Genomic DNA, 20,119 nt, shown 5'->3' on the forward strand with positions numbered 1-20,119 from the left:
CAACAAACTCCCAAAGAACAAGTTTGCTCTGGGAGTCGTCTGTTGCGATTAATGGTTAAATTTCATCTTCATAAATAGCAAATTCATCTTGATGTTCCGGTCTCAATACGCCGGCAGCTACTTCTTCAAGCGCTTTTCCGACCGATTTGGCAGAAACATATTTGTCCAGCTTTTCGTCGCTGTGTTCGTGCAATTGACGGGCACGCTTGGATGCAAGAGCAACCAGCGAATACTTTGAATTGACCTGGCTTTTTAACTTATCAACGGATGGATATAACATTATACATTCTCCTTTAGCATATCAAAATATCTTTTTTCTACTCGTTCCCGTTTGCAGTGTTCAGCAATAATGATGGCATTGATGCGCTCGCATGCGTGTTCCACCAAGTCGTTTTCCACGACATAATCGTACAAATTCATCATTTCAAGCTCCTGCCTTGCAGCCTGGAGGCGGGAAGCGATGACATCATCCGATTCGGTGCCGCGGCCGACCAGCCGCTCTTCCAATTCCGATAAACTTGGCGGCGCCAGGAAGATAAACAAGCCGTCCGGAACTTTTGCGCGCACTTGCGCAGCTCCCTGGACTTCAATCTCAAGAAATACATCACGCCCCGCATCGCGCATTTTGTTGACGTATTCAAGTGGAGTGCCGTAGTAATTCCCGACAAACTCCGCCCATTCGAGCAGTTGGTCCTGTTCGATCAATTCTTCAAATTCGCTGCGCGTCTTGAAGAAATAATCCACTTCATCCACTTCGCCTTCACGCGGCGATCGCGTTGTCATGGAAATGGAGTATTCATAATTTGTATTTGGCTGCGAGAACAGCGCTTTTCTTACAGTGCCTTTGCCGACACCCGAAGGCCCTGATAATACAATCAGCAGTCCGCGTTGTTTTCTCATCTTATCCCTCATTCGTCTCGTCATCATTTTCTTCCGCACGGGCAATCACTGTTTCAGCAGATACCGCGGAAATCACCACATGGTCGCTGTCCATAATAAAAATGGACTTGGTCTTTTTTCCGCCAGTGGCATCGATCAACAGGCCTTTTCCCCGTGCTTCTTGGACCAGCCGCTTCGACGGTGCAGAATCCGGCGTCACGATTGAAACAATCCGGCTTACCGAAACGGCATTGCCGCCACCAAGAGAGATAAATTTCACCGATTTCTTCAAATCCATCACCGCCAATGCTGCTGATCTTTGTTCTTCGTTTTCTTTCTAACTGTCTTATTATATCATAATACACCGGGAAAATGATAAGATGGAACAAAACGATTTGAAAGAGGGATTTTTAATGGCATTTGATGGATTATTTACAAAAGCAATGACGCGTGAGCTTCAAGGGCTCGTGTCAGGCAGAATTTCAAAAGTTCATCAGCCCAATCAGCTAGAACTGCTGCTGCAAATTCGTGCACAAGGCAAGAACCATAAATTATTGATTTCCATTCACCCGTCCTATTCACGCATCCATTTGACGGCGATGGCGAACGTCAATCCATCGGAGCCGCCGATGTTTTGCATGCTGCTGCGCAAGCATATTGAAGGCGGCGTGATCACGGACGTCATCCAGCACGAAATGGACCGCTTGGTTATTCTGAAAATCAGAGGCAAAAATGAAATCGGCGACGATATTGAACGCGAGCTGCATGTCGAAATCATGGGGCGCCATTCGAACATCATCCTCGTCGATTCCGAACGGAATATGATCCTCGACAGCCTGAAGCATTTGCCGCCGAGCGTCAATTCGTTCCGGACGGTGCTGCCGGGGCAGCCTTATGTCTTCCCGCCTTCCCAGGAAAAGAAAGATCCTTTTTCAGCGCCTGGTGAACTGGCCGGCCTGACGGAAAAAGAATTGGTCAGCACCTTTTCAGGATTCTCGCCGCTGAATGCACGCGAACTCCATCACCGCATGGCACAAGGAGAAAACAGCCAAGAAATCGCTGAACAGTTCCTGGCCGACTTTTCAAAAGAGCAGCCGTCGGGCCATTACATTGAACTCGATGGCAAAAGTTCATTCTCGGCAACTCCATTGACGCATATCGGCGAAGCTGACATGATTTTCCCGACGCTTGGCGAACTGCTGGACCGCATGTACTATGCCAAAGCTGAGCGTGACCGCGTCAAGCAGCAAGCCGGCGACTTGGAACGCTGGCTGCAAAACGAAATCGCCAAACTGAAGCTGAAGCTGAAAAAATTGAAAAAAGAGCAGGACCAGGCAGAAAAGCGCGACCAGCTGCAATTGAACGGCGAATTGATCATGGCGAACATCCACCGCATCACAAAAGGGACGAAAGAAATCGAAGTCGACAATTACTACAACGATGAAAAAGTGACGATTGCCCTCGACCCGCGTAAAACGCCGATTGAGAACTCGCAAAAATACTATTCCCGCTACCAGAAAGCGAAAACGGCTTTAGTCAAAACACAGGAACAGATTGAAAAGACCGAAGAAGACATTGCGTATTTTGAAACGCTCATGCAGCAAGTCCAGCAAGCCGGCCTCTCCGACATCGAAGAAATCCGCGAAGAACTGGCGGAACAAGGCTTTATGAAAGCCCAGAAATCGAAGAAAAAGAAAAAACCGACCAAACCGTCTGTTGAACCGTATGTATCAAGCACCGGCGTGCCGATTTCCGTTGGCAAAAACAACAAGCAAAACGATTATGTGACGTTTAAAGTCGCTTCGAAATCCGACACCTGGCTGCACACAAAAGACATTCCCGGCTCCCACGTCATTATCCATTCCAACGATCCGGATGAAACCACAATTATGGAAGCCGCGACGATTGCGGCCTATTTCAGCAAAGCGCGCGAATCAAGTTCCGTGCCGGTCGACTATACCGAAGTCCGCCAAGTGAAAAAACCGAACGGTGCGAAACCCGGTTTTGTCATTTACTTTGAACAGAAAACCGTGTTTGTCACGCCGGATGAAGACTTGGTCATCAAATTAAAGAAATAATGAAGTTTGACGGGGAAGTCTACGGGCTTGCCCGTTTTTTCTTTAGAATACGCTCGGCAATGGTTTAAATACGCTTTCTACCCCAATTTGTTTACATAATAATAATATCTTTAAAAAGTATTAGATTGCTTGAATTCAAACTAAATGCTATCTTTTTAAAGGACTTAACTTTTAGGAGGTTGTACATAATGATGACAGTTTCTAACAAACCAAAATGGCTCCTGGCTATGGGTGCAGCATCAATGATTTTATTAGCCGGCTGCGGCAATAGCAGCGAAACAGCAGAACCTGCTGAAACCAAGACGGCTTGGGATGAAATCCAGGAACAAGGTTCCATGACGGTCGCCACATCCGGCACGCTTCTTGCAACGTCTTTCCGGGATTCTGAATCCGATGAATTGACTGGCTTTGAAGTGGAAGTCGTGCGTGAACTTGGCAAACGGCTTGACCTCGACATCGAATTCAAAGAACTGGGCTTTGATGAAATGCTGACCAGCGTCAACACCGGCCAAATTGACATTGCTGCCAATGACATTGAAATCACAGAAGACCGACTGGACAACTTCATCTTCTCGACGCCGATCAAGTATTCCTACGGAACAGCCGTTGTCCGAAAAGACGATTTATCGGGCATTAAAACTTTGGAAGATTTGAAAGGCAAAAAAGCCGCTGGCGCATCTACTTCGATTTATATGGAAATCGCCCGCAGCTACGGCGCTGAAGAAGTGACTTATGACAACGCAACAAATGAGGTTTACTTGCGCGATGTATCCATCGGGCGCACGGATGTGATTTTGAATGATTATTATTTATCCACTTTCGGGGTTGCAGCATTCCCGGAACTGAATATTACCATTCATCCGGATATTAAATATGCACCTTCTGAAGTCGGCCTTGTGATGAATAAAGACAATAAGGAACTTGCTGAAAACGTTAACAAAGTCTTGGAAGAAATGCTGCAAGACGGGACGATTTCTGAAATCTCTACTGAGTTTTTCGGTGGGGCTGACGTTTCTGTAAAACCGGATATCGAGTAAGTAATTTTGGGGGTTTTTTTATGAGTGATATCGAATGGGGGCTGCTCTTTGACCCTCAACTGGCTATAGAGTCTCTTCCATATGTATTGGAAGGCATTTGGTACACCCTGCTCATCTCCATAGTCAGCATGGTGCTTGCCTTGTTCATCGGCTTTTTCCTGGCACTCGCGCGTACGTCTAAACTTGTCGTACTTCAATGGCCGGCACGCCTGTATATCTCTTTTATGAGAGGTGTGCCAATCTTGGTCATCTTATTTTTGCTGTATTTTGCCCTGCCAGTCATCGGTATTGAATTTACCGCATTGCAGGCGGCGCTGATCGGCTTTACCATCAACTGTGCCGCTTATGTGGCCGAAGTGTTCCGTTCTTCACTTTCTTCTGTCGACAAAGGGCAATGGGAATCTTCCACTGCACTCGGCCTGACGTATTGGCAATCGATGCGGCGCATCATTTTGCCGCAGTCAGTCCGCATTGCCGTACCGCCGCTTTCAAATATCTACCTGGATTTGATCAAAGCGTCTTCCCTCGCTGCCATGATCACCGTGCCGGAAGTGTTCCAAAAAGCACGTGTTGTCGGCGCCCGTGAATACGATTTGCTGACGCTGCTGATTTTGGTGTCGCTAATTTACTGGGCGATTTGTTCTGTCATGACGGTCCTGCAGAATTATTTGGAAAAACGGTATGCGGATTATTTATAACAGATGAGAAAAGACTTCCAAAACGGAAGTCTTTTTTTATGGAATTTATGCTTTCATGGTTCGCGTACTGGAAGAATGAAATTTTGCGTTATAAAGGAGTAACTAATTTAAAAAAGCCAAGTGGCTGCTTTTTCTAGGAGCAGCTCTTGGCTTTTTCAATGCACATTCAACTTTGTTCCATGTACATGACTTCCCACAAATGGCCGTCCAGGTCCTGGAAACTCCAGCCGTACATATATTCATCGTCCATCTTGTCGTTTGACGCTTTACCGCCTGCAGCAAGCGCTTTATTGACCATTTCATCGACCGCTTCACGGCTGTCTGCTGAAATCGCTGTTATCACTTCGGTATTGCTTGTTGCGTCCGTCAGCTCTTTTTTCGTAAATGTCTTAAAAAATGGTTCCGTCAGCAGCATGACAAAAATATTTTCTCCGGCAATCATGCAAGCACCTTTTTCATCCGTCATTTCCGGATGGAATTCAAAGCCGAGGCTGTTGAAAAAGCCCTTCGATTTTTCTAAATCTTTGACCGGCAAGTTGACATAAATCTCTTTTACCTGCAAACCCATTTTGTCCCCTCCTTTCTGCTAAAATTTACTAACCTAAGTATTCGGTATAGTTTCTTTAATTCCTTCACTTATGCGTAGAAATTCTGTTCTGTTCAGGGACAGGTTTCATTACGGATTTCCCTTTATTTACAGAAAAATCCCGCCCCTTTACAGGAGACAGGATTTCAATCTGTTACTTGCTGCCGTTGAGCGAATCAACGAATCTTTTAGCTTCCAATAAGGACAATCCCAAATGTTCACGTGCCATTTTGATAGCCTCTACATCTTTTCCATTCTGCACTAATTGCCGCAGCCCCTCATTGACAGGCGGCTCCTTCAACGGTTCTCCGCTGTTGATGGCTGCAATGGTTTTCTGCATGTCAGCCAATTGTTTTTCCATCGCTTTCAAGCGGCTGTCCATCATCCCATAAACCAGATAAATTGCCGCAAAAATTGCGCCAGCTATGACGAGAATCCACGATAAATCCATTTCAAGCACCCCTTCTTGCTGAAAATACTTTGCTTACAGCAGCGCTTTGCCTTTTTGGTAAAAACGGTCCCTGTCTGCCTGAGGAACAAAAGCTCCGCCGGTTGCCCAGACAAGATGGGTGGCATTCCCTTCCTTTAAGCCGCGATCTTCCAAATAAGAAGTTTCCATTACTTGCCCCGGCCCAATCAATCCAGCAGTAGCAGAAGGTTCGACAAAAATGCCTTCTGTGTCCCCAAGCAGTGCCAGCAGCTTGAACAGTTCATCATCTTCCAAAGTGTAAATGCCGCTGACCAGCTTTTCGCTGGTTACAGAGGCAAAGCTCGATGGCCGTCCAACTGCCAGGCCGTCCGCTTCTGTCCGGTTATCAATGCCGAAGTCCTGGACGCTTACTTTGTCTTTTTCGCCGGTCAATAAGCCAATCAAGACCGCAGGTGAATGGGTCGGTTCCACGAAAAAGCAATGGACGGCATCACCGAAAACTTGCTTCAAGCCGAATGTGATGCCGCCTGGTGCACCGCCAACGCCGCATGGCAAGTAGACGAATAACGGATGGCTTGCATCGACTGTAATCTGTGCTTCTTCGAGCTGCTTTTTCAAACGGAACGCTGCCACGCTGTAGCCAAGGAACAAATGCTTTGATTTCTCATCATCGACAAAATACGCATTGGCATCCGTTTCGGTCTGTGCCCTGCCAAGCGACACCGCTTCGCTGAAATCGCCGGCACATTCGTGGACGATGGCCCCGTTTGCACGCAACAAATCTTTCTTCCACTGCTTGGCATCCGCTGACATATAAACGGAAGTCTTGAAGCCGAGCCGTGCACCGACAATTCCAATGCTGAGCCCAAGGTTTCCGGTAGATCCGACGCCGATCGAGTAATTGCTGAAAAATTGTTTGAACGCCGGTTTTGAAAACAACTCGTAACTGTCTTCTTCCTTCAGGAGCCCTTCTTTCATCGCCAATTGCTCGGCATGGTACAGCACTTCATAAACGCCGCCCCGTGCTTTGACGGATCCTGCAATCGGCAGCTCGTTGTCGCATTTCAAGTAAAGCGCCCCTTGGACTTCAGTGTGGTAATAAGCATTCAGCGCTTCCTGCATTTCCGGAATTTTGCGGACCGGTGACTCAATGATGCCGTCAGACGGCTCCGCGTCCGGAAATTCTTTGGCCAAATAAGGGGCAAACCGCTGCCATAGCAATTCTGCCTGTTCCATATCCCCCAGAGAAACCGGAAGTTCGGGAAGTTCCTCCATACCGGTTAATTTGGGATTTTGCCAAATCACCGGTTTTAAAGAGATGATGTCCTGCAATAAGGGGTATTGCTGCTTCCATTCATTGATTTTCTGCTGACTTTGCATCGATTTCATCCCTTTCGCCAAAAAATGGTCTTTGCTCCATCATACACGAAACCGATCATTTTCTCGAAAAACTGCTGATTATTTTCGAAGCTGCGAGAAGCAGAAGCCCTCCGATTGTATACATCCACCATTCGATCGAAATCACAGGACCGAATTCCGGAATCAGGATGATGGCGAGCATCATCACAGCAAACGCTCCTGCGCCGGCCAAGCCTGCTTTCACATAGCCGCCGAGCGGTTTTTTCTTCGCCTTGAACAACGTCGAGCGGATGATTTTGAAAAACAGCACCACACCGACAAAACCAATTCCCATAATAACGACCAACAAGCTGAGCAAATGGCCAAGCGATACATCGGTCTCAACCGGTTTGAACAAAGAAAGCAGCACATTGACAATCCCATAGGTCAAGCTGAACCAGCCGGCCAATCCCGCTACTTGCGAGATGGCGAATAAGGCGGAACTGCGCTTTTTCTCACGCGGCAAATTTTCAATCAGTTCATCGGCATAGGCTTTTGGATTGCTGCCAAAAACTTCAGCCGCCGACTTCCCGTATTGCTGTCCTTCGAGCAAATGGTCAAGCAAATCCATGAGCACTTCTTCACTGGCATGTTCGTCAATCCGCAGGTCGGTCCGGACATACACCAGGAAATCCTCGTAAACCGCCAAATTTTCCTCATTTAAGTCTTCCCGCTTGTTGTTGTTCTGTTCAATCAATTCATCGGTCATCCTCATTGTGTTCCACTCCTTTTCAATAATTCACTGACTGGTGCTGCAATCTGGCGCCACTCTTCTGAAATTTCTTCAAGCTCTTTTTTGCCGCTGTCGGTCAAAAAATAATACTTGCGGTTCGGCCCGGATGCGGAAGGCCGCATTTCCCCTTTGATAAAGCCGTTTTTCTGAAGCCGGAGCAATACCGGATAAATGGTGCCATCGCTGATGTCCGGCAGCCCAATCTGCTGCAGCTTCTGCGACAATTCGTAGCCATAAACCGGTTCCGCTTCTACTACCGCCATGACGCAGGCATCCAGTACCCCTTTCAATAATTGGCTTCTGCTCGCCATATGATTGTCCTCCTTTACGGTACTTGGTAAAACAAGATACCAAGGTTAAAAAATAGCTACCTTGCGTAGCCAAGTAGTTGCTTATATCGTATTTTATTTTCAGAAAATTGTCAACGGATATGTTGAGATTTTTTATTTATTGTTCGTGCGGAAGCAAATACTGTCCGCTATTCCCCACATACTGTCCGAAAATGCCCTTTTACTGTCCGCAATTAAAAAAGCCGACCCAGAGGTCAGCTTTAGAGGGTTCCGGCTTTCAAACTTTCGTGCCAATCGGCGAGCATCGGCAAATCTTCTTCTGAAATGGCTTTCATTTCCACCGCTTCTTCGACCAGCGCAGGGAAATTGGTCAGCGTATGGAATGTAAAGCCGGCGCCGGTAATCGCTTGGATCGACTGCGGCAAATCGTATGTAAAAATTGCGACGATGCCGAGCACATCAAAGCCGGCTGCTTTTAAGCCTTCTGCGGCCTGCAGGACGGAGCCGCCTTTGGAGATCAAATCTTCCACGACCACGACTTTTTTGCCGGGTTCGACTTTGCCTTCAATCATATTGCCCTGGCCGTGTTCTTTCGCTTTCGAACGGACGTAGACCATCGGCAAGTCCAGCAGATCACTGACCCAGGCAGCATGCGGAATGCCGGCGGTTGCCGTTCCTGCCACCACTTCACAGTCCGGATAGGATTCCTGGATCAACCCGGCCAATCCTTTGGCGATCTCTTTCCGAACCGCAGGGTACGACATCGTCAAGCGGTTGTCGCAGTAAATCGGGGATTTGATGCCCGATGCCCAGGTGAACGGATCTTGTGGGCGCAGTTCGACTGCACCGATATTGAGTAATTGTCTTGCGATATGCTGTTTCATCATTGGCCGCTCCATTCGTTTTTGATTTGGCGGTAGCTTGCCGCCGGATCAGGCGATTTCGTAATGGCACGTCCGACAACGATATGCGTCGAGCCCTGCACACGCGCCTTCGCGGGCGTTGCGACCCGTTTCTGGTCATCCGCTGCGCCGTCTGCCAAGCGGATGCCCGGTGTGACTTTCAAAAATTCTTCGCCGCATGCATCTTTGATGCCGCTTGCTTCCAATACCGAACAGACCACACCGTCGAGGCCAGCCCGTTTAGCCTGCTTGGCGTAATGCAGCACCGATTCTTCCAGGCTGACGTAAATAAGCTGGTCTTCGTGCATCTGGTTTTCGTCAGTCGACGTCAGTTGGGTGACCGCAATCAGCTTCGTGTCGCTGCCTGCAAGCCCTCGTTTAGCCGCCTGCATCATGTCAAAGCCGCCTGCCGCGTGGACATTCGTCAAGTCCACCCCCAATTTTGCCAAGCCTCTCATTGCCGCTTCCACCGTATTCGGGATGTCGTGCAATTTCAGGTCCAGGAAAATCTGATGGCCCATCTTTTTGATGCTGCGCACCAGTTCCGGCCCTTCCTGATAAAAAAGCTCCATGCCCACTTTGACAAAAAGCGGTTCGTCAATCTTTGACAGGAAGTCCTCTACTTGTTGTTTCGATGAAAAGTCTAAGGCGATGATGGGTTTATTCACAGACGGTGGCTCCTTCCGACAAGTTCTTCTATGGATTCATATCCGAGTTCGTGCAATCTTTCCGGCAGCTGGCCGATGATTTCCGGACAGACGAACGGATTGACAAAGTTCGCCGTTCCGACTGCTACAGCATTCGCGCCGGCTGACAGGAAGTCGATGACATCGTTGACATCTGCCACACCGCCCATTCCAATGATCGGCAAATCGGTTTGCTTACGCACTTCATACACCATGCGCAAGGCAACCGGTTTGACTGCTGGGCCAGACAAGCCGCCTGTGATATTGGCAATGACCGGGCGCCCGGTTTTGGCATCGAGGCGCATGCCAAGCAGCGTATTGATCATCGTGATGCCATCCGCGCCGCCTTCTTCCACCGCTTTGGCAATCGAGACGATATCGGTGACGTTCGGGGATAATTTGATGTAAACCGGGACCGAAGACACGTCTTTGACAGCGCGCGTCAATTCCCTTGCAATGTCTGGGTCCGTGCCAAACGTGATGCCGCCTTGCTTGACGTTCGGGCAGGAAATATTGATTTCCAGTGCATGGACATTCGGAGACTCGGAAATCGCTTTTGCCACTTCCACATAATCTTCCGTTGTGGTGCCGGCGACGTTTGCGATGATCGGCACGTCGTATTGCTCCAGACGTGGCAGTTCTTCGCCGAGCACTTTTTGAAGCCCCGGGTTCTGGAGGCCGATGGCGTTCAGCATGCCGGAAGCTGTTTCGGCAACACGCGGCGTCGGGTTTCCGAGGCGTGTTTCGACCGTCGTCGCTTTGATCATGATGGCGCCGAGCGCGGATAAATCGTAAAGCTGCGAATATTCCTTGCCGAAACCGAAGCAGCCGGAAGCCGGCATGATCGGGTTTTTCAAGTTGAGCCCTGGAAGTTGTACGTTTAAGTTTGTCATGAAATCACTACCCCCGCTGGAAATACCGGTCCATCCGAACATACTTTGATGTAATCCGTTTCACTTTTTGTTGTCCGGCAAACACAGGCGAAGCAAGCACCGATGCCGCAGCCCATGCGCTGTTCGTAGGACAGGAAGCCCTGTTTTTCCGGATACGCCCACTGCACCGCTTCAAGCATCGGCGTCGGTCCGCAGCTGTAATACGTATCAAAATCTTTCGGCAGCTCATTTAAAATATGGGTGACAAACCCCTGCGTGCCGTGAGAGCCGTCGACGGTTGCAATATGCGTATCTCCGAGTGCACGGAATTTGTCTTCATAGAACACTGCTCCTTTGCTTTCAAAGCCGAGGATATGAACCGTTTCGATGCCTTTTGCGTTCAGCTCTTTCGCCAGTTCATAAAGCGGCGGAACCCCGATGCCTCCGCCAATCAAGTAGGCTTTCTGTTTGGCTTGTTCCACCGGGAAGCCGTTGCCGAGCGGCCCGAGAATATCGACAGTATCGCCGGCTTTTTTCTCGGACAGCAAAGTGGTTCCTCTGCCTTCTGCCCGGTAGATCATGGTGAATTGATTGCTTTCAAAATCAATCGAAGCCACCGAAATCGGACGGCGCAGCAGCGGTTCAAAGCTGTCCGCTACCCGCACGTGGACAAACTGCCCCGGGGCTTTCATTTCCCCGGTCAATCCGCCTTGCACCGTCAATTCGAAAATATGATGGGCAATTTCCTGTTGGTTGGTGACAACCATTCGCTCTTGTTTGATCATACGCCAGCTCCCATTTCTTCTGCCGAGAAGGTCATCGATTCGATGACGCGCAGCATCGCTTCTGCTGTGTCGAGCGACGTCAAGCACGGCACACCGTTTTCCACCGATTCGCGGCGGATGCGGAACCCGTCCCGCTCCGGCTGTTTGCCTCGCGTCAAGGTGTTGATGACCAGCTGGGCATCGCCGTTTTGGATCACATCGATCAAGGTCTTGCCTTCTGAACCGATCTTGCCGATCGTTGTCACGCGGATGCCTGCCTGTTCCAGCGATTTTGCAGTTCCTTCGGTCGCGAGGATGTGGTAGCCGATTGCCGTGAAGCGTCTCGCCAAACCGACCGCTTCCGTTTTGTCTTTATCCGAAATCGTCATCAGCACGGAACCGTGGTCTTTGATTTCCATGCCGGCTGCTACAAGCCCTTTGTACAAGGCTTTTTCAAGCGTGGAGTCTTTCCCCATCACTTCGCCTGTCGATTTCATCTCCGGCCCAAGCGTGATGTCGACGCGGCGCAATTTCGCAAATGAGAACACCGGCACTTTCACATAGACCCCTTTTGAAAGCGGCGCAAGCCCCGGGGTGAAGCCCTGTTGCGTGATGCTGTGGCCGAGAATCGCCTTCATCGCGATATTGGCCATCGGGATGGCGGTAATCTTGCTCATGAACGGCACCGTCCGGCTCGAGCGCGGGTTCACTTCGATAACAAACACTTCGCCTTTGGAAATGACGTACTGGATGTTCAACAAGCCGACAATGTTCAAGCCTTTTGCCAGGCGGGTCGTGTAATCGACCAAAGTGTCCAGCAGTTCCTGAGAGATGTTTTGCGTCGGATAAACCGCAATCGAATCGCCCGAATGGACGCCGGCACGTTCGATATGTTCCATGATTCCGGGAATCAAGACATTTTCGCCGTCCGAAATGGCGTCGACTTCGATTTCGATTCCCGTCAAGTAACGGTCCACCAGCACCGGATGTTCCGGGCTCGCTTCCACGGCATGCTCCATGTAATGGCGCAGGTCCTTTTCGTTGTAGACGATTTCCATGGCGCGCCCTCCGAGGACGTAGGACGGGCGGACAAGTACCGGATAGCCGATGTCTGAAGCGATGACCACCGCTTCTTGCGCCGAAACCGCTGTTTTGCCGAGCGGCTGCGGAATGCCGATTTCATGCAGGGCCGCTTCGAATTTATTGCGGTTTTCCGCACGGTCCAGGTCTTCCAGAGACGTACCGAGAATTTTCACGCCGTTTTGTTCCAGCTTGTCTGCCAAATTGATGGCCGTTTGGCCGCCAAACTGCACGACCACGCCTTTTGGCTGTTCGATTTCAATGATGTGCATGACGTCTTCAACCGTCAGCGGCTCGAAGTACAATTTATCCGATATGGAGAAGTCGGTGGAAACCGTTTCCGGGTTGTTGTTGATGATGATCGCTTCGTATCCTGCTTCTTTGATGGCCCAAACAGAATGGACCGTAGCATAATCGAATTCGACGCCTTGGCCGATGCGGATCGGGCCTGACCCCAAGACGATGATGCTTTCTTTGTCGGTCCGGATCGATTCGTTTTCATCTTCGTAAGTGCCGTAGAAATACGGCGTTTCCGATTCGAATTCCGCAGCGCACGTATCAACCATTTTGTAGACTGGCATCAATTTCTGTTCTTTGCGCCAGTTGTAGACTTCCTGTGCAGTGGTTTCCCAGAGCTTGGCAATTGTGATATCCGCAAAGCCCATCCGCTTCGCTTTTTTCGCTGCCGCAAAGTCAAAGCGGTTTTCTTTCAGCACGTTCTCAAACTGGACGATATTTTCGAATTTTTTCAAGAAGAACAAGTCGATCTGGCTCCAGCTGTGGATCGTTTCGATTGCCACGCCGCGTCGAAGGGCTTCTCCGATAAAGAACAAGCGCTCATCGCCTGCACGGCAAATCCGTTTTTGGATCCATTCATCGCACATGGCGTCTGCATTTTTCAGCGCTAGGTGGAATTGCCCGGTTTCAAGCGAGCGGACGGCTTTTAGAATCGCCTCTTCAAATGAGCGGCCCATCGCCATAACTTCCCCGGTTGCTTTCATTTGCGTACCCAAGTTGCGTTTTGCGGATTCGAATTTATCGAACGGCCAGCGCGGGATTTTTGCTACTACATAATCGAGTGCAGGTTCGAACGAGGCATACGTGCGCCCTGTTACCGGGTTGATCATTTCATCAAGCGTCAAGCCGACCGCAATTTTTGCCGCGAGCTTGGCAATCGGATAGCCCGTCGCTTTCGAAGCCAACGCCGAGGATCGGCTGACGCGCGGGTTTACTTCGATGATGTAGTACTGAAAGCTGTATGGATCGAGTGCCAGCTGGACGTTGCAGCCGCCTTCGATTTTCAGTGCCCGGATGATTTTCAGTGAAACATTGCGCAGCATCTGGTATTCACGGTCCGACAAAGTCTGGCTCGGCGCTACGACAATTGAATCGCCGGTATGGATGCCGACCGGGTCGATGTTTTCCATGTTGCAGACGACAATGGCCGTGTCGTTGGCGTCGCGCATCACTTCGTATTCAATTTCTTTCATGCCGGCAATCGATTTCTCGAGCAAACACTGTGTGACGGGGCTGTATTTCAAGCCGCTTGTGACGATTTCCTGCAGTTCCTCCTGTGTGTGGCAGATGCCGCCGCCTGTTCCGCCAAGCGTGAACGCCGGACGGACAATCACCGGGAAGCCGACGCGTTCAACGAAGGTTTTCGCTTCCTCAAGATTGTGGATGATGTCTGAATCCGGAACCGGTTCGCCCAGTTCGTTCATCAAGGTGCGGAACAAGTCGCGGTCTTCCGCTTTATGGATTGCTTCCAGTTTCGTCCCCAAGATTTCGATGTTCAGTTCATCGAGAATTCCGGACTCGTCCAATTCGATGGCCATATTGAGCCCCGTCTGTCCGCCAAGCGTCGGAAGCAGCGCATCCGGACGTTCTTTCCGGAGAATGCGGCTGACAAAATCCAGCGTAATCGGTTCGATATACACTTTATCGGCGATTTCAGTATCGGTCATGATCGTTGCCGGGTTGGAGTTGATCAGAATAACGCGGTAGCCTTCTTCTTTAAGTGCCAGGCAGGCTTGTGTTCCGGCATAGTCAAATTCTGCAGCTTGTCCGATCACGATGGGACCGGATCCGATTACGAGGATGCTTTGGATATCTTGTCTTTTAGGCATATTGCTGCTCCTTTCGAGTTGCGCTCATGATGTCGATAAAACGGTCAAACAGGTAATTGGAATCTTCCGGTCCTGGCGATGATTCCGGATGGTATTGAACGGTGAATGCTGGGTAGTCCAGATGGGCCAACCCTTCGTTTGTGCCGTCATTGATGGCTCGATGCGTCACTTTCAGGCGGGTGCCTTTCAAGGTTTCTTCATCCACGGCGTAACCGTGGTTCTGAGACGTGATTTCCACTCTTCCGGTCGTCAAATCTTTTACCGGATGGTTGCCGCCACGGTGGCCGAATTTCAGTTTGAATGTCCCGGCGCCGCATGCCCGTGCAAACAACTGGTGCCCGAGGCAAATGCCGAACAGCGGCACTTGGCCAAGCAGTTCACGGACCACAGCCACGCACTCTTCGACGTCTTTCGGGTCTCCCGGTCCGTTTGACAGCATGATGCCGTCCGGCCCCCAGGCAAGAATCTCCTGTGCTGTCGTGTTGTAAGGCACGACGATTACGTCGCAGTCACGTTTGTTCAGTTCACGCAAAATGCCGTGCTTCATGCCGTAGTCGATCAGCACTACCCGTTTGCCGCGTCCCGGGCTTGGATAAGGGCGGGCTGTGGACACTTGCGCCACTTGGTTATGCGGCAATTGCGTCCCTTGCAGTTCCGCCACCACTTCCGCTACATTCACTTCTTCGCCGGCTGCCGTCAAGACGCCTTTGATGGACCCTTTCGAGCGGATCAGCCGCGTCAGTTTGCGCGTATCGATTTCTGCGATTCCTGGAATGTTTTTTGTGCGGAACAACTCATCGAGTGTGGTGTTGCAGCGGAAGTTCGATGGGTATTCCGCCATTTCCCGGACGACCATGCCTTTTACAGCCGGCTCGATCGATTCAAAATCGTCGCTGTTGATGCCATAATTGCCGATTAATGGGTAAGTCATTGTAACAATCTGTCCGCAGTAAGAAGGATCCGATAAAATTTCCTGATAGCCGGTCATGCTCGTGTTGAAAACCACTTCGCCGACTGAGGCGCTGTCGCTGCCGAATGCTGTGCCTTCAAATACTGTACCGTCCTCTAAGATCAAATAACGTTTCATTAGTTTGTCTCCTCCTGCCATACGATTTGTCCGCCGTAGATTGTCAGTGCCGGCCATCCTTTGCAGCTCCAGCCGCCGAATGGGGTATTTTTTCCTTTTGATAAAAATTCATCGGCATTGATGCCCTGTTCTTTTTCCAGGTCCAAGAGCACGAGGTCTGCTGCTTGGCCGATTTCGAGTGTGCCGTACGGCAAGCCGAATGTTTCGCTCGGTTTGACTGTCAGCCAGTCGATCAATTGCTGCAGTGTCCATTTGCCGGTTTCCACAAACTTTGTGTACAGCAGCGGAAAAGCTGTTTCAAATCCGACGATGCCAAACGGCGCTTTGTCCATGCCGTTCGCCTTTTCTTCCATGGTGTGCGGTGCATGGTCGGTGGCAATAAAGTCGAGCGTGCCGTCCATCAAGCCTTCGTGCAGCGCTTCTAAATCTTCTTTTGCCCGGAGTGGCGGGTTCATTTTCCAGTTGGCGTCGTCTCCCGGAATATCGTCTTCACTCAGCAGCAAATGGTGCGGCGTCACTTCGGCAGTCACATGCACGCCTGCCCGTTTCGCATCGCGGATGACGCGTACGGATTCTTTCGTGGAGACGTGGCAGACGTGATAATGGGCGCCTGCCGCTTCCGCGAGCAGAATGTCGCGTGCAATATGCACCGATTCCGCAATCGACGGAATGCCTTTCAAGCCAAGTTCAGCACTGCGTTTTCCTTCGTGCATAACGCCGTCGTAGATCAGGCTGTTGTCTTCACAATGGGCAACGACCGGCATGCCGATTTTGGCTGCGTCCAGCATCGTCTCAAACATCATGCCTGCCTGCTGGATGCCGACGCCGTCATCAGTGAACGCGAACGCGCCGTTGTCTTTTAACTCCTGCAAATTCGTGCGTTCTTTCCCGGCTTCCCGGATGGTGATGGAAGCATACGGCAAAACTCGGATAAGCGCATTTTTTTCAATCAAAGCGTTGACATGCTGCAGGTTTTCTTTCGTATCCGGCACCGGCCGCGTATTCGGCATCGCACAGATGGTTGTGTAGCCGCCTTTGGCAGCTGATTTCGTCCCGCTTTCGATTGTTTCTTTTTGCTCGCCGCCCGGTTCACGCAAATGCACGTGAACGTCTACAAATCCTGGTGCGATTATCCGGCCCTTGCCGTCGAGTTGGGTTTCGCCTTTGGAAGATAATTCTGTACCGATTTCTTCGATCTTCCCTTGTGCCACCCGCACATCTTTTGCGTTCATTTCTCCGTTTTCCAGTACCTTGACGTTTTTTATCAACAAATCCATTCTCAATCTCTCCCTTTCAATGCATATTCCAGTACAGCCATCCGGACAAACACGCCGTTTGCCATTTGTTTGAATATCCGTGAGCGTTCGCATTCCACTAAGCTGTCCGCAATCTCGACGCCTCTATTGATGGGTGCCGGATGCATGATGATGGCTGTATCTTTCATCTTCCGCTCGCGCTCCACCGTCAAGCCGAATTGTTTATGATAGTTTTCTTTCGAGAACAAAGCCGATACCGCGTGGCGTTCGTGCTGGACGCGCAGCATCATGACAACGTCCGTATCCGGAAGCAATTCATCTAAGTTCTGCGAGGTTTCGTAGCCGCCGCTCCATTCTTCCGGGCAGACGAACGATACTTCAGCCCCTAGCTGCTTTAAGGCAGCTGCATTCGATTTGGCAACCCGGCTATGGGCAATGTCACCGACAATGGTCACGTGGATGCCTTCAAAGCGGCCAAACTCCTGGTGGATCGTGTACAAGTCGAGCAGCGATTGCGTCGGGTGCTGACCCGAGCCGTCACCACCGTTGATGATGGCGACATTGCAGCCTTTCAGCTCTTCGTAATAAGCTTCTTCTTCGTGGCGGATGACAATGCCGTCCACTCCGATCGACTCGAAAGTTTTGACCGTGTCATACAAAGTTTCGCCTTTTTGGACACTTGAGAAGGCAGTTTCAAATGGAAGTACGGTTAGCCCCATGCGGTGTTCGGCCATTTCAAAGCTCATTTTGGTCCGTGTACTTGGCTCGTAAAACAGATTGACAATCGTTCCCGTCATGGGATGCTGTTCGCCGCGTTCGAATTCTCCTGCCCGTTTCAGCAATTTCATGATGGTCCGGTTTTTCAAGTGGTTCATTGTCAGTACGTTTGGCAAGTGAATCCCTTCCTTTCATTAAAAAACACCTTCCTGAGAGCAGGAAGGTGTGAGGAAATAAAGGCATGGTTCGCCCTTGCTTCGACCCTTTCCATGCCTCTCTGGACATTCATTAAAAGGTGATTATGCAGTTCCGTGATCAATTTCTTCTTTGTTGCGCCCTGGCAGGACGAGGTTTAACAGTACGCCGATGATGGCTGCAAGCGCCATTCCTTCGATTGAGAACGACTCGCTGAACTGGATTTTCGCTCCGCCGATTCCGATGACCAGGATGACAGAGGAGATGACCAAGTTGCGTTTATCTCCAAAGTTGATGCGGTTGTCGACCAGCATGCGCAGGCCGGATGAAGCGATAATCCCGAACAGCAGGATGGAAATGCCGCCGAGCACCGCGGTTGGTATTGTTTCAATGACTGCCATCAGTTTCCCGAAGAACGAGAAGGCGATGGCGAACACGGCTGCTCCGATGATGACGTAGACGCTGTATACCCGGGTGATGGCCAGGACGCCGATGTTTTCCCCGTAAGTCGTTTTTGGCGGTCCGCCGACGAAAGATGAAACCAATGTGCCGAGCCCGTCGCCGAGAATCGAGCGGTGAAGCCCGGGATCTTTTATGTAATTGCGTTCTACAATTTTCCCGAGCACCAGCTGGTGGCCGATGTGTTCAGAAATCGTCACGATCGCAATCGGTACCATGACGAACAGCAAGGTCGGCGTGACGGTAAAGCTGTAGTCGATGCCGGGAATCAGGAAGTCCGGCACCTGGAACCAGGTCGCTTGGGCGATCGGTGTGTAATCGATAATGCCGATTGCCGCCGAGTAGATGTAGCCTGCGATGATGCCGATCAGGATGGGCATCAAAGAAATAATATTTTTAAAGTAGATATTGCAGATGATGGCGGTAACCAGCGTGACCAGTGCGGCTGAGAAATGCTTCATGCTGTATTGGCTCACGCCGTCGACCGTGATGTTCATGGCCATATCAACCGCTGTTCCGGATAATGCCAGCCCGATAACGATGATGACCGGTCCGACCACAATGGGCGGCAGAAGCTCCATCAGCCAGCGGTAGCCGGTTTTCCAGATGATGAGTGCGACAATGGCGTAGACGAGTGACACAAACATGGCGCCGATCATCGCTGAGCCGATGCCGCCTGTTTCAGTTGCAATGGTGATTGGGACGATAAAGGCGAAAGACGAACCGAGGTACGCCGGCACTTTGAACTGGGTGATCAGGATAAAGATGATGGTCGCGATGCCGCTTGTCAGCAGTGCAATCGCCGGGCTCAAGCCGACCAGTTTCGGAACGAGAATCGTTGCGCCGAACATGGCGAACATGTGCTGAAGGCTCAATGAAATCCATTGGACCGTTTTCGGTTGATCTTGTACATCCAATACTGCTTCATTCATTGCTGCTTCTCTCCGTTTCTATTCGTGGATCGCTACACGGTCGCTGCCGTCGCTTTCTTCCATTTGCACCACAATGCGTTCGTTGCTTGACGTTGGAATGTTCTTTCCGACAAAATCCGCCCGGATCGGTAATTCCCGGTGGCCCCGGTCAACCAGCACCGCAAGCTGAATCTGCGCCGGGCGGCCAAGGTCCATCACAGCATCCATTGCCGCTCTGACCGTTCTGCCCGTGTACAGCACATCATCTACCAAAATCACTTTCTTGTCCGAAATATTGTGTTCAATATCCACTTGCTGGACAAGCGGTTCCTGATTTTTCGTTTTCACGCTCAAATCGTCGCGGTAAAGCGTAATATCCAGTTCGCCTTTTAAAATCGGCTTGCCTTCGATCTGTTCAATTTTTTCAGCGAGCCGCTTTGCAATGAAAGCTCCTCTTGTCTTGATGCCGACTAAGATGCAGTCGTCTATGCCTTTATTGCGTTCGATGATTTCGTGGGCGATTCGCGTAATGGCCCGCGTGATTGCTTTTTCATCCAAAATCCCTGCTTTTTCTACCATGGATTCCACTCCTTTTCCAAAATCGAGTAGGAGGGAGTGATTAACTCCCGACCTCTCACACCACCGTACGTACCGTTCGGTATACGGCGGTTCAATTAAGATGGATGACGCAAAGTTTCATAACGTGCGACCAGACTTTTGAGTCCTTGGGAACTCCAGTAGGAGTTTCCGAGGGCTCTGTGCAATACGGGACTTTTTGAAATTCGCCAGTAGCTCTTTCGCGAGTTGCCCCATTCATAAGCCTTCCCTTTCGGGATACTCAACCCGATGAGTTTTCTCACTTTCGTACTCGGCTTCTTCCAATCTTTCCATATGCACATGCGGAGCCTTCTTCGAATCCACGATTCGAGGTCTTT

21 protein-coding genes and 1 pseudogene are annotated in these 20,119 nt (G+C 50.3%); 3 read left to right on the forward strand and 19 right to left on the reverse strand.

The genetic code is table 11. The features are described from left to right. Positions 1-55 precede the first annotated feature (55 nt). The 3 genes from rpoZ to BLQ32_RS06610 are packed head-to-tail and all read right to left on the reverse strand — an operon-like array spanning position 56 to position 1,177. Positions 56-280, reverse strand: coding sequence for a DNA-directed RNA polymerase subunit omega (gene rpoZ / locus BLQ32_RS06600; RefSeq protein WP_036806797.1), 225 nt, complete (start codon positions 278-280; stop codon positions 56-58). Further along, positions 280-900, reverse strand: coding sequence for a guanylate kinase (gene gmk / locus BLQ32_RS06605; RefSeq protein ID WP_036806800.1), 621 nt, complete (start codon positions 898-900; stop codon positions 280-282). Before gmk ends, rpoZ begins: the two co-directional genes overlap by 1 nt. A gap of 1 nt (position 901) precedes the next feature. Next, on the reverse strand, positions 902-1,177 hold the full coding sequence (locus tag BLQ32_RS06610; protein WP_036806803.1) for an extracellular matrix/biofilm biosynthesis regulator RemA family protein: 276 nt from the start codon (positions 1,175-1,177) through the stop codon (positions 902-904). Between the two features lie 115 nt (positions 1,178-1,292). Between BLQ32_RS06610 and BLQ32_RS06615 the strand changes: the two genes are divergently transcribed. The 3 genes from BLQ32_RS06615 (at position 1,293) to BLQ32_RS06625 (ending at position 4,692) form a co-directional block, all read left to right on the forward strand. Further along, positions 1,293-2,957, forward strand: coding sequence for an Rqc2 family fibronectin-binding protein (locus BLQ32_RS06615; protein WP_074509556.1), 1,665 nt, complete (start codon positions 1,293-1,295; stop codon positions 2,955-2,957). 188 nt (positions 2,958-3,145) lie between these two features. Further along, positions 3,146-3,994, forward strand: a complete 849-nt coding sequence (locus tag BLQ32_RS06620) for a transporter substrate-binding domain-containing protein (protein ID WP_074509557.1) — start codon at positions 3,146-3,148, stop codon at positions 3,992-3,994. 20 nt (positions 3,995-4,014) lie between these two features. After that, positions 4,015-4,692 carry an amino acid ABC transporter permease gene (locus tag BLQ32_RS06625; protein WP_053166425.1) on the forward strand — a complete coding sequence of 226 codons (678 nt, stop codon included), beginning with the start codon at positions 4,015-4,017 and terminating at the stop codon, positions 4,690-4,692. 166 nt (positions 4,693-4,858) lie between these two features. Here the strand turns inward: BLQ32_RS06625 and BLQ32_RS06630 are convergent, their stop codons facing one another. From BLQ32_RS06630 to BLQ32_RS20020, 16 genes and pseudogenes are all read right to left on the reverse strand, one after another. After that, positions 4,859-5,260, reverse strand: a complete 402-nt coding sequence (locus BLQ32_RS06630; RefSeq protein ID WP_036806816.1) for a VOC family protein — start codon at positions 5,258-5,260, stop codon at positions 4,859-4,861. A 172-nt stretch (positions 5,261-5,432) separates the two neighbouring features. Next, positions 5,433-5,729, reverse strand: a complete 297-nt coding sequence (locus BLQ32_RS06635; protein ID WP_074509559.1) for a hypothetical protein — start codon at positions 5,727-5,729, stop codon at positions 5,433-5,435. Positions 5,730-5,762: 33 nt separating this feature from the next. After that, positions 5,763-7,088, reverse strand: a complete 1,326-nt coding sequence (locus BLQ32_RS06640) for a D-serine ammonia-lyase (protein WP_074509560.1) — start codon at positions 7,086-7,088, stop codon at positions 5,763-5,765. Between the two features lie 55 nt (positions 7,089-7,143). After that, positions 7,144-7,821 carry a DUF1129 family protein gene (locus BLQ32_RS06645; RefSeq protein ID WP_074509561.1) on the reverse strand — a complete coding sequence of 226 codons (678 nt, stop codon included), beginning with the start codon at positions 7,819-7,821 and terminating at the stop codon, positions 7,144-7,146. Beyond that, the gene (locus BLQ32_RS06650) at positions 7,818-8,150 is read right to left on the reverse strand and encodes a PadR family transcriptional regulator (protein ID WP_074509563.1); all 333 of its coding nucleotides are present in this window, start codon (positions 8,148-8,150) and stop codon (positions 7,818-7,820) included. Before BLQ32_RS06650 ends, BLQ32_RS06645 begins: the two co-directional genes overlap by 4 nt. 239 nt (positions 8,151-8,389) lie before the next feature. Continuing rightward, on the reverse strand, positions 8,390-9,013 hold the full coding sequence (pyrE, locus tag BLQ32_RS06655; protein WP_074509564.1) for an orotate phosphoribosyltransferase: 624 nt from the start codon (positions 9,011-9,013) through the stop codon (positions 8,390-8,392). Beyond that, on the reverse strand, positions 9,013-9,699 hold the full coding sequence (gene pyrF / locus BLQ32_RS06660) for an orotidine-5'-phosphate decarboxylase (protein WP_074509566.1): 687 nt from the start codon (positions 9,697-9,699) through the stop codon (positions 9,013-9,015). Before pyrF ends, pyrE begins: the two co-directional genes overlap by 1 nt. Next, entirely contained in the window at positions 9,696-10,610 is a 915-nt protein-coding gene (locus BLQ32_RS06665; RefSeq protein ID WP_036806833.1) for a dihydroorotate dehydrogenase, read from the reverse strand. The genes pyrF and BLQ32_RS06665 overlap by 4 nt, the downstream gene beginning before the upstream one ends. Further along, complete coding sequence (locus tag BLQ32_RS06670) at positions 10,607-11,374, reverse strand: dihydroorotate dehydrogenase electron transfer subunit (RefSeq protein WP_074509568.1); 768 nt, start codon at positions 11,372-11,374, stop codon at positions 10,607-10,609. The genes BLQ32_RS06665 and BLQ32_RS06670 overlap by 4 nt, the downstream gene beginning before the upstream one ends. Continuing rightward, on the reverse strand, positions 11,371-14,559 hold the full coding sequence (gene carB / locus BLQ32_RS06675) for a carbamoyl-phosphate synthase large subunit (RefSeq protein WP_074509570.1): 3,189 nt from the start codon (positions 14,557-14,559) through the stop codon (positions 11,371-11,373). Before carB ends, BLQ32_RS06670 begins: the two co-directional genes overlap by 4 nt. Beyond that, complete coding sequence (locus BLQ32_RS06680; RefSeq protein WP_236058674.1) at positions 14,552-15,646, reverse strand: carbamoyl phosphate synthase small subunit; 1,095 nt, start codon at positions 15,644-15,646, stop codon at positions 14,552-14,554. Before BLQ32_RS06680 ends, carB begins: the two co-directional genes overlap by 8 nt. Further along, positions 15,646-16,923 (reverse strand): dihydroorotase, encoded by a 1,278-nt coding sequence (locus BLQ32_RS06685; RefSeq protein WP_074509574.1) that lies wholly within the window; start codon positions 16,921-16,923, stop codon positions 15,646-15,648. The genes BLQ32_RS06680 and BLQ32_RS06685 overlap by 1 nt, the downstream gene beginning before the upstream one ends. A gap of 2 nt (positions 16,924-16,925) precedes the next feature. After that, positions 16,926-17,795, reverse strand: coding sequence for an aspartate carbamoyltransferase catalytic subunit (locus BLQ32_RS06690; protein ID WP_074509576.1), 870 nt, complete (start codon positions 17,793-17,795; stop codon positions 16,926-16,928). A gap of 123 nt (positions 17,796-17,918) precedes the next feature. Further along, entirely contained in the window at positions 17,919-19,205 is a 1,287-nt protein-coding gene (locus BLQ32_RS06695; protein WP_074509578.1) for a solute carrier family 23 protein, read from the reverse strand. An 18-nt stretch (positions 19,206-19,223) separates the two neighbouring features. Beyond that, a complete protein-coding gene (gene pyrR, locus BLQ32_RS06700) occupies positions 19,224-19,763 on the reverse strand; it encodes a bifunctional pyr operon transcriptional regulator/uracil phosphoribosyltransferase PyrR (RefSeq protein WP_036806854.1) in 540 nt (179 codons plus the stop codon). Positions 19,764-19,858: 95 nt separating this feature from the next. Then, positions 19,859-20,119: pseudogene (locus BLQ32_RS20020) on the reverse strand (group II intron reverse transcriptase/maturase); the annotation flags it as partial.

Origin of the sequence: Planococcus glaciei (genome assembly GCF_900099655.1) — a bacterium.
Classification (GTDB): domain Bacteria; phylum Bacillota; class Bacilli; order Bacillales_A; family Planococcaceae; genus Planococcus; species Planococcus glaciei.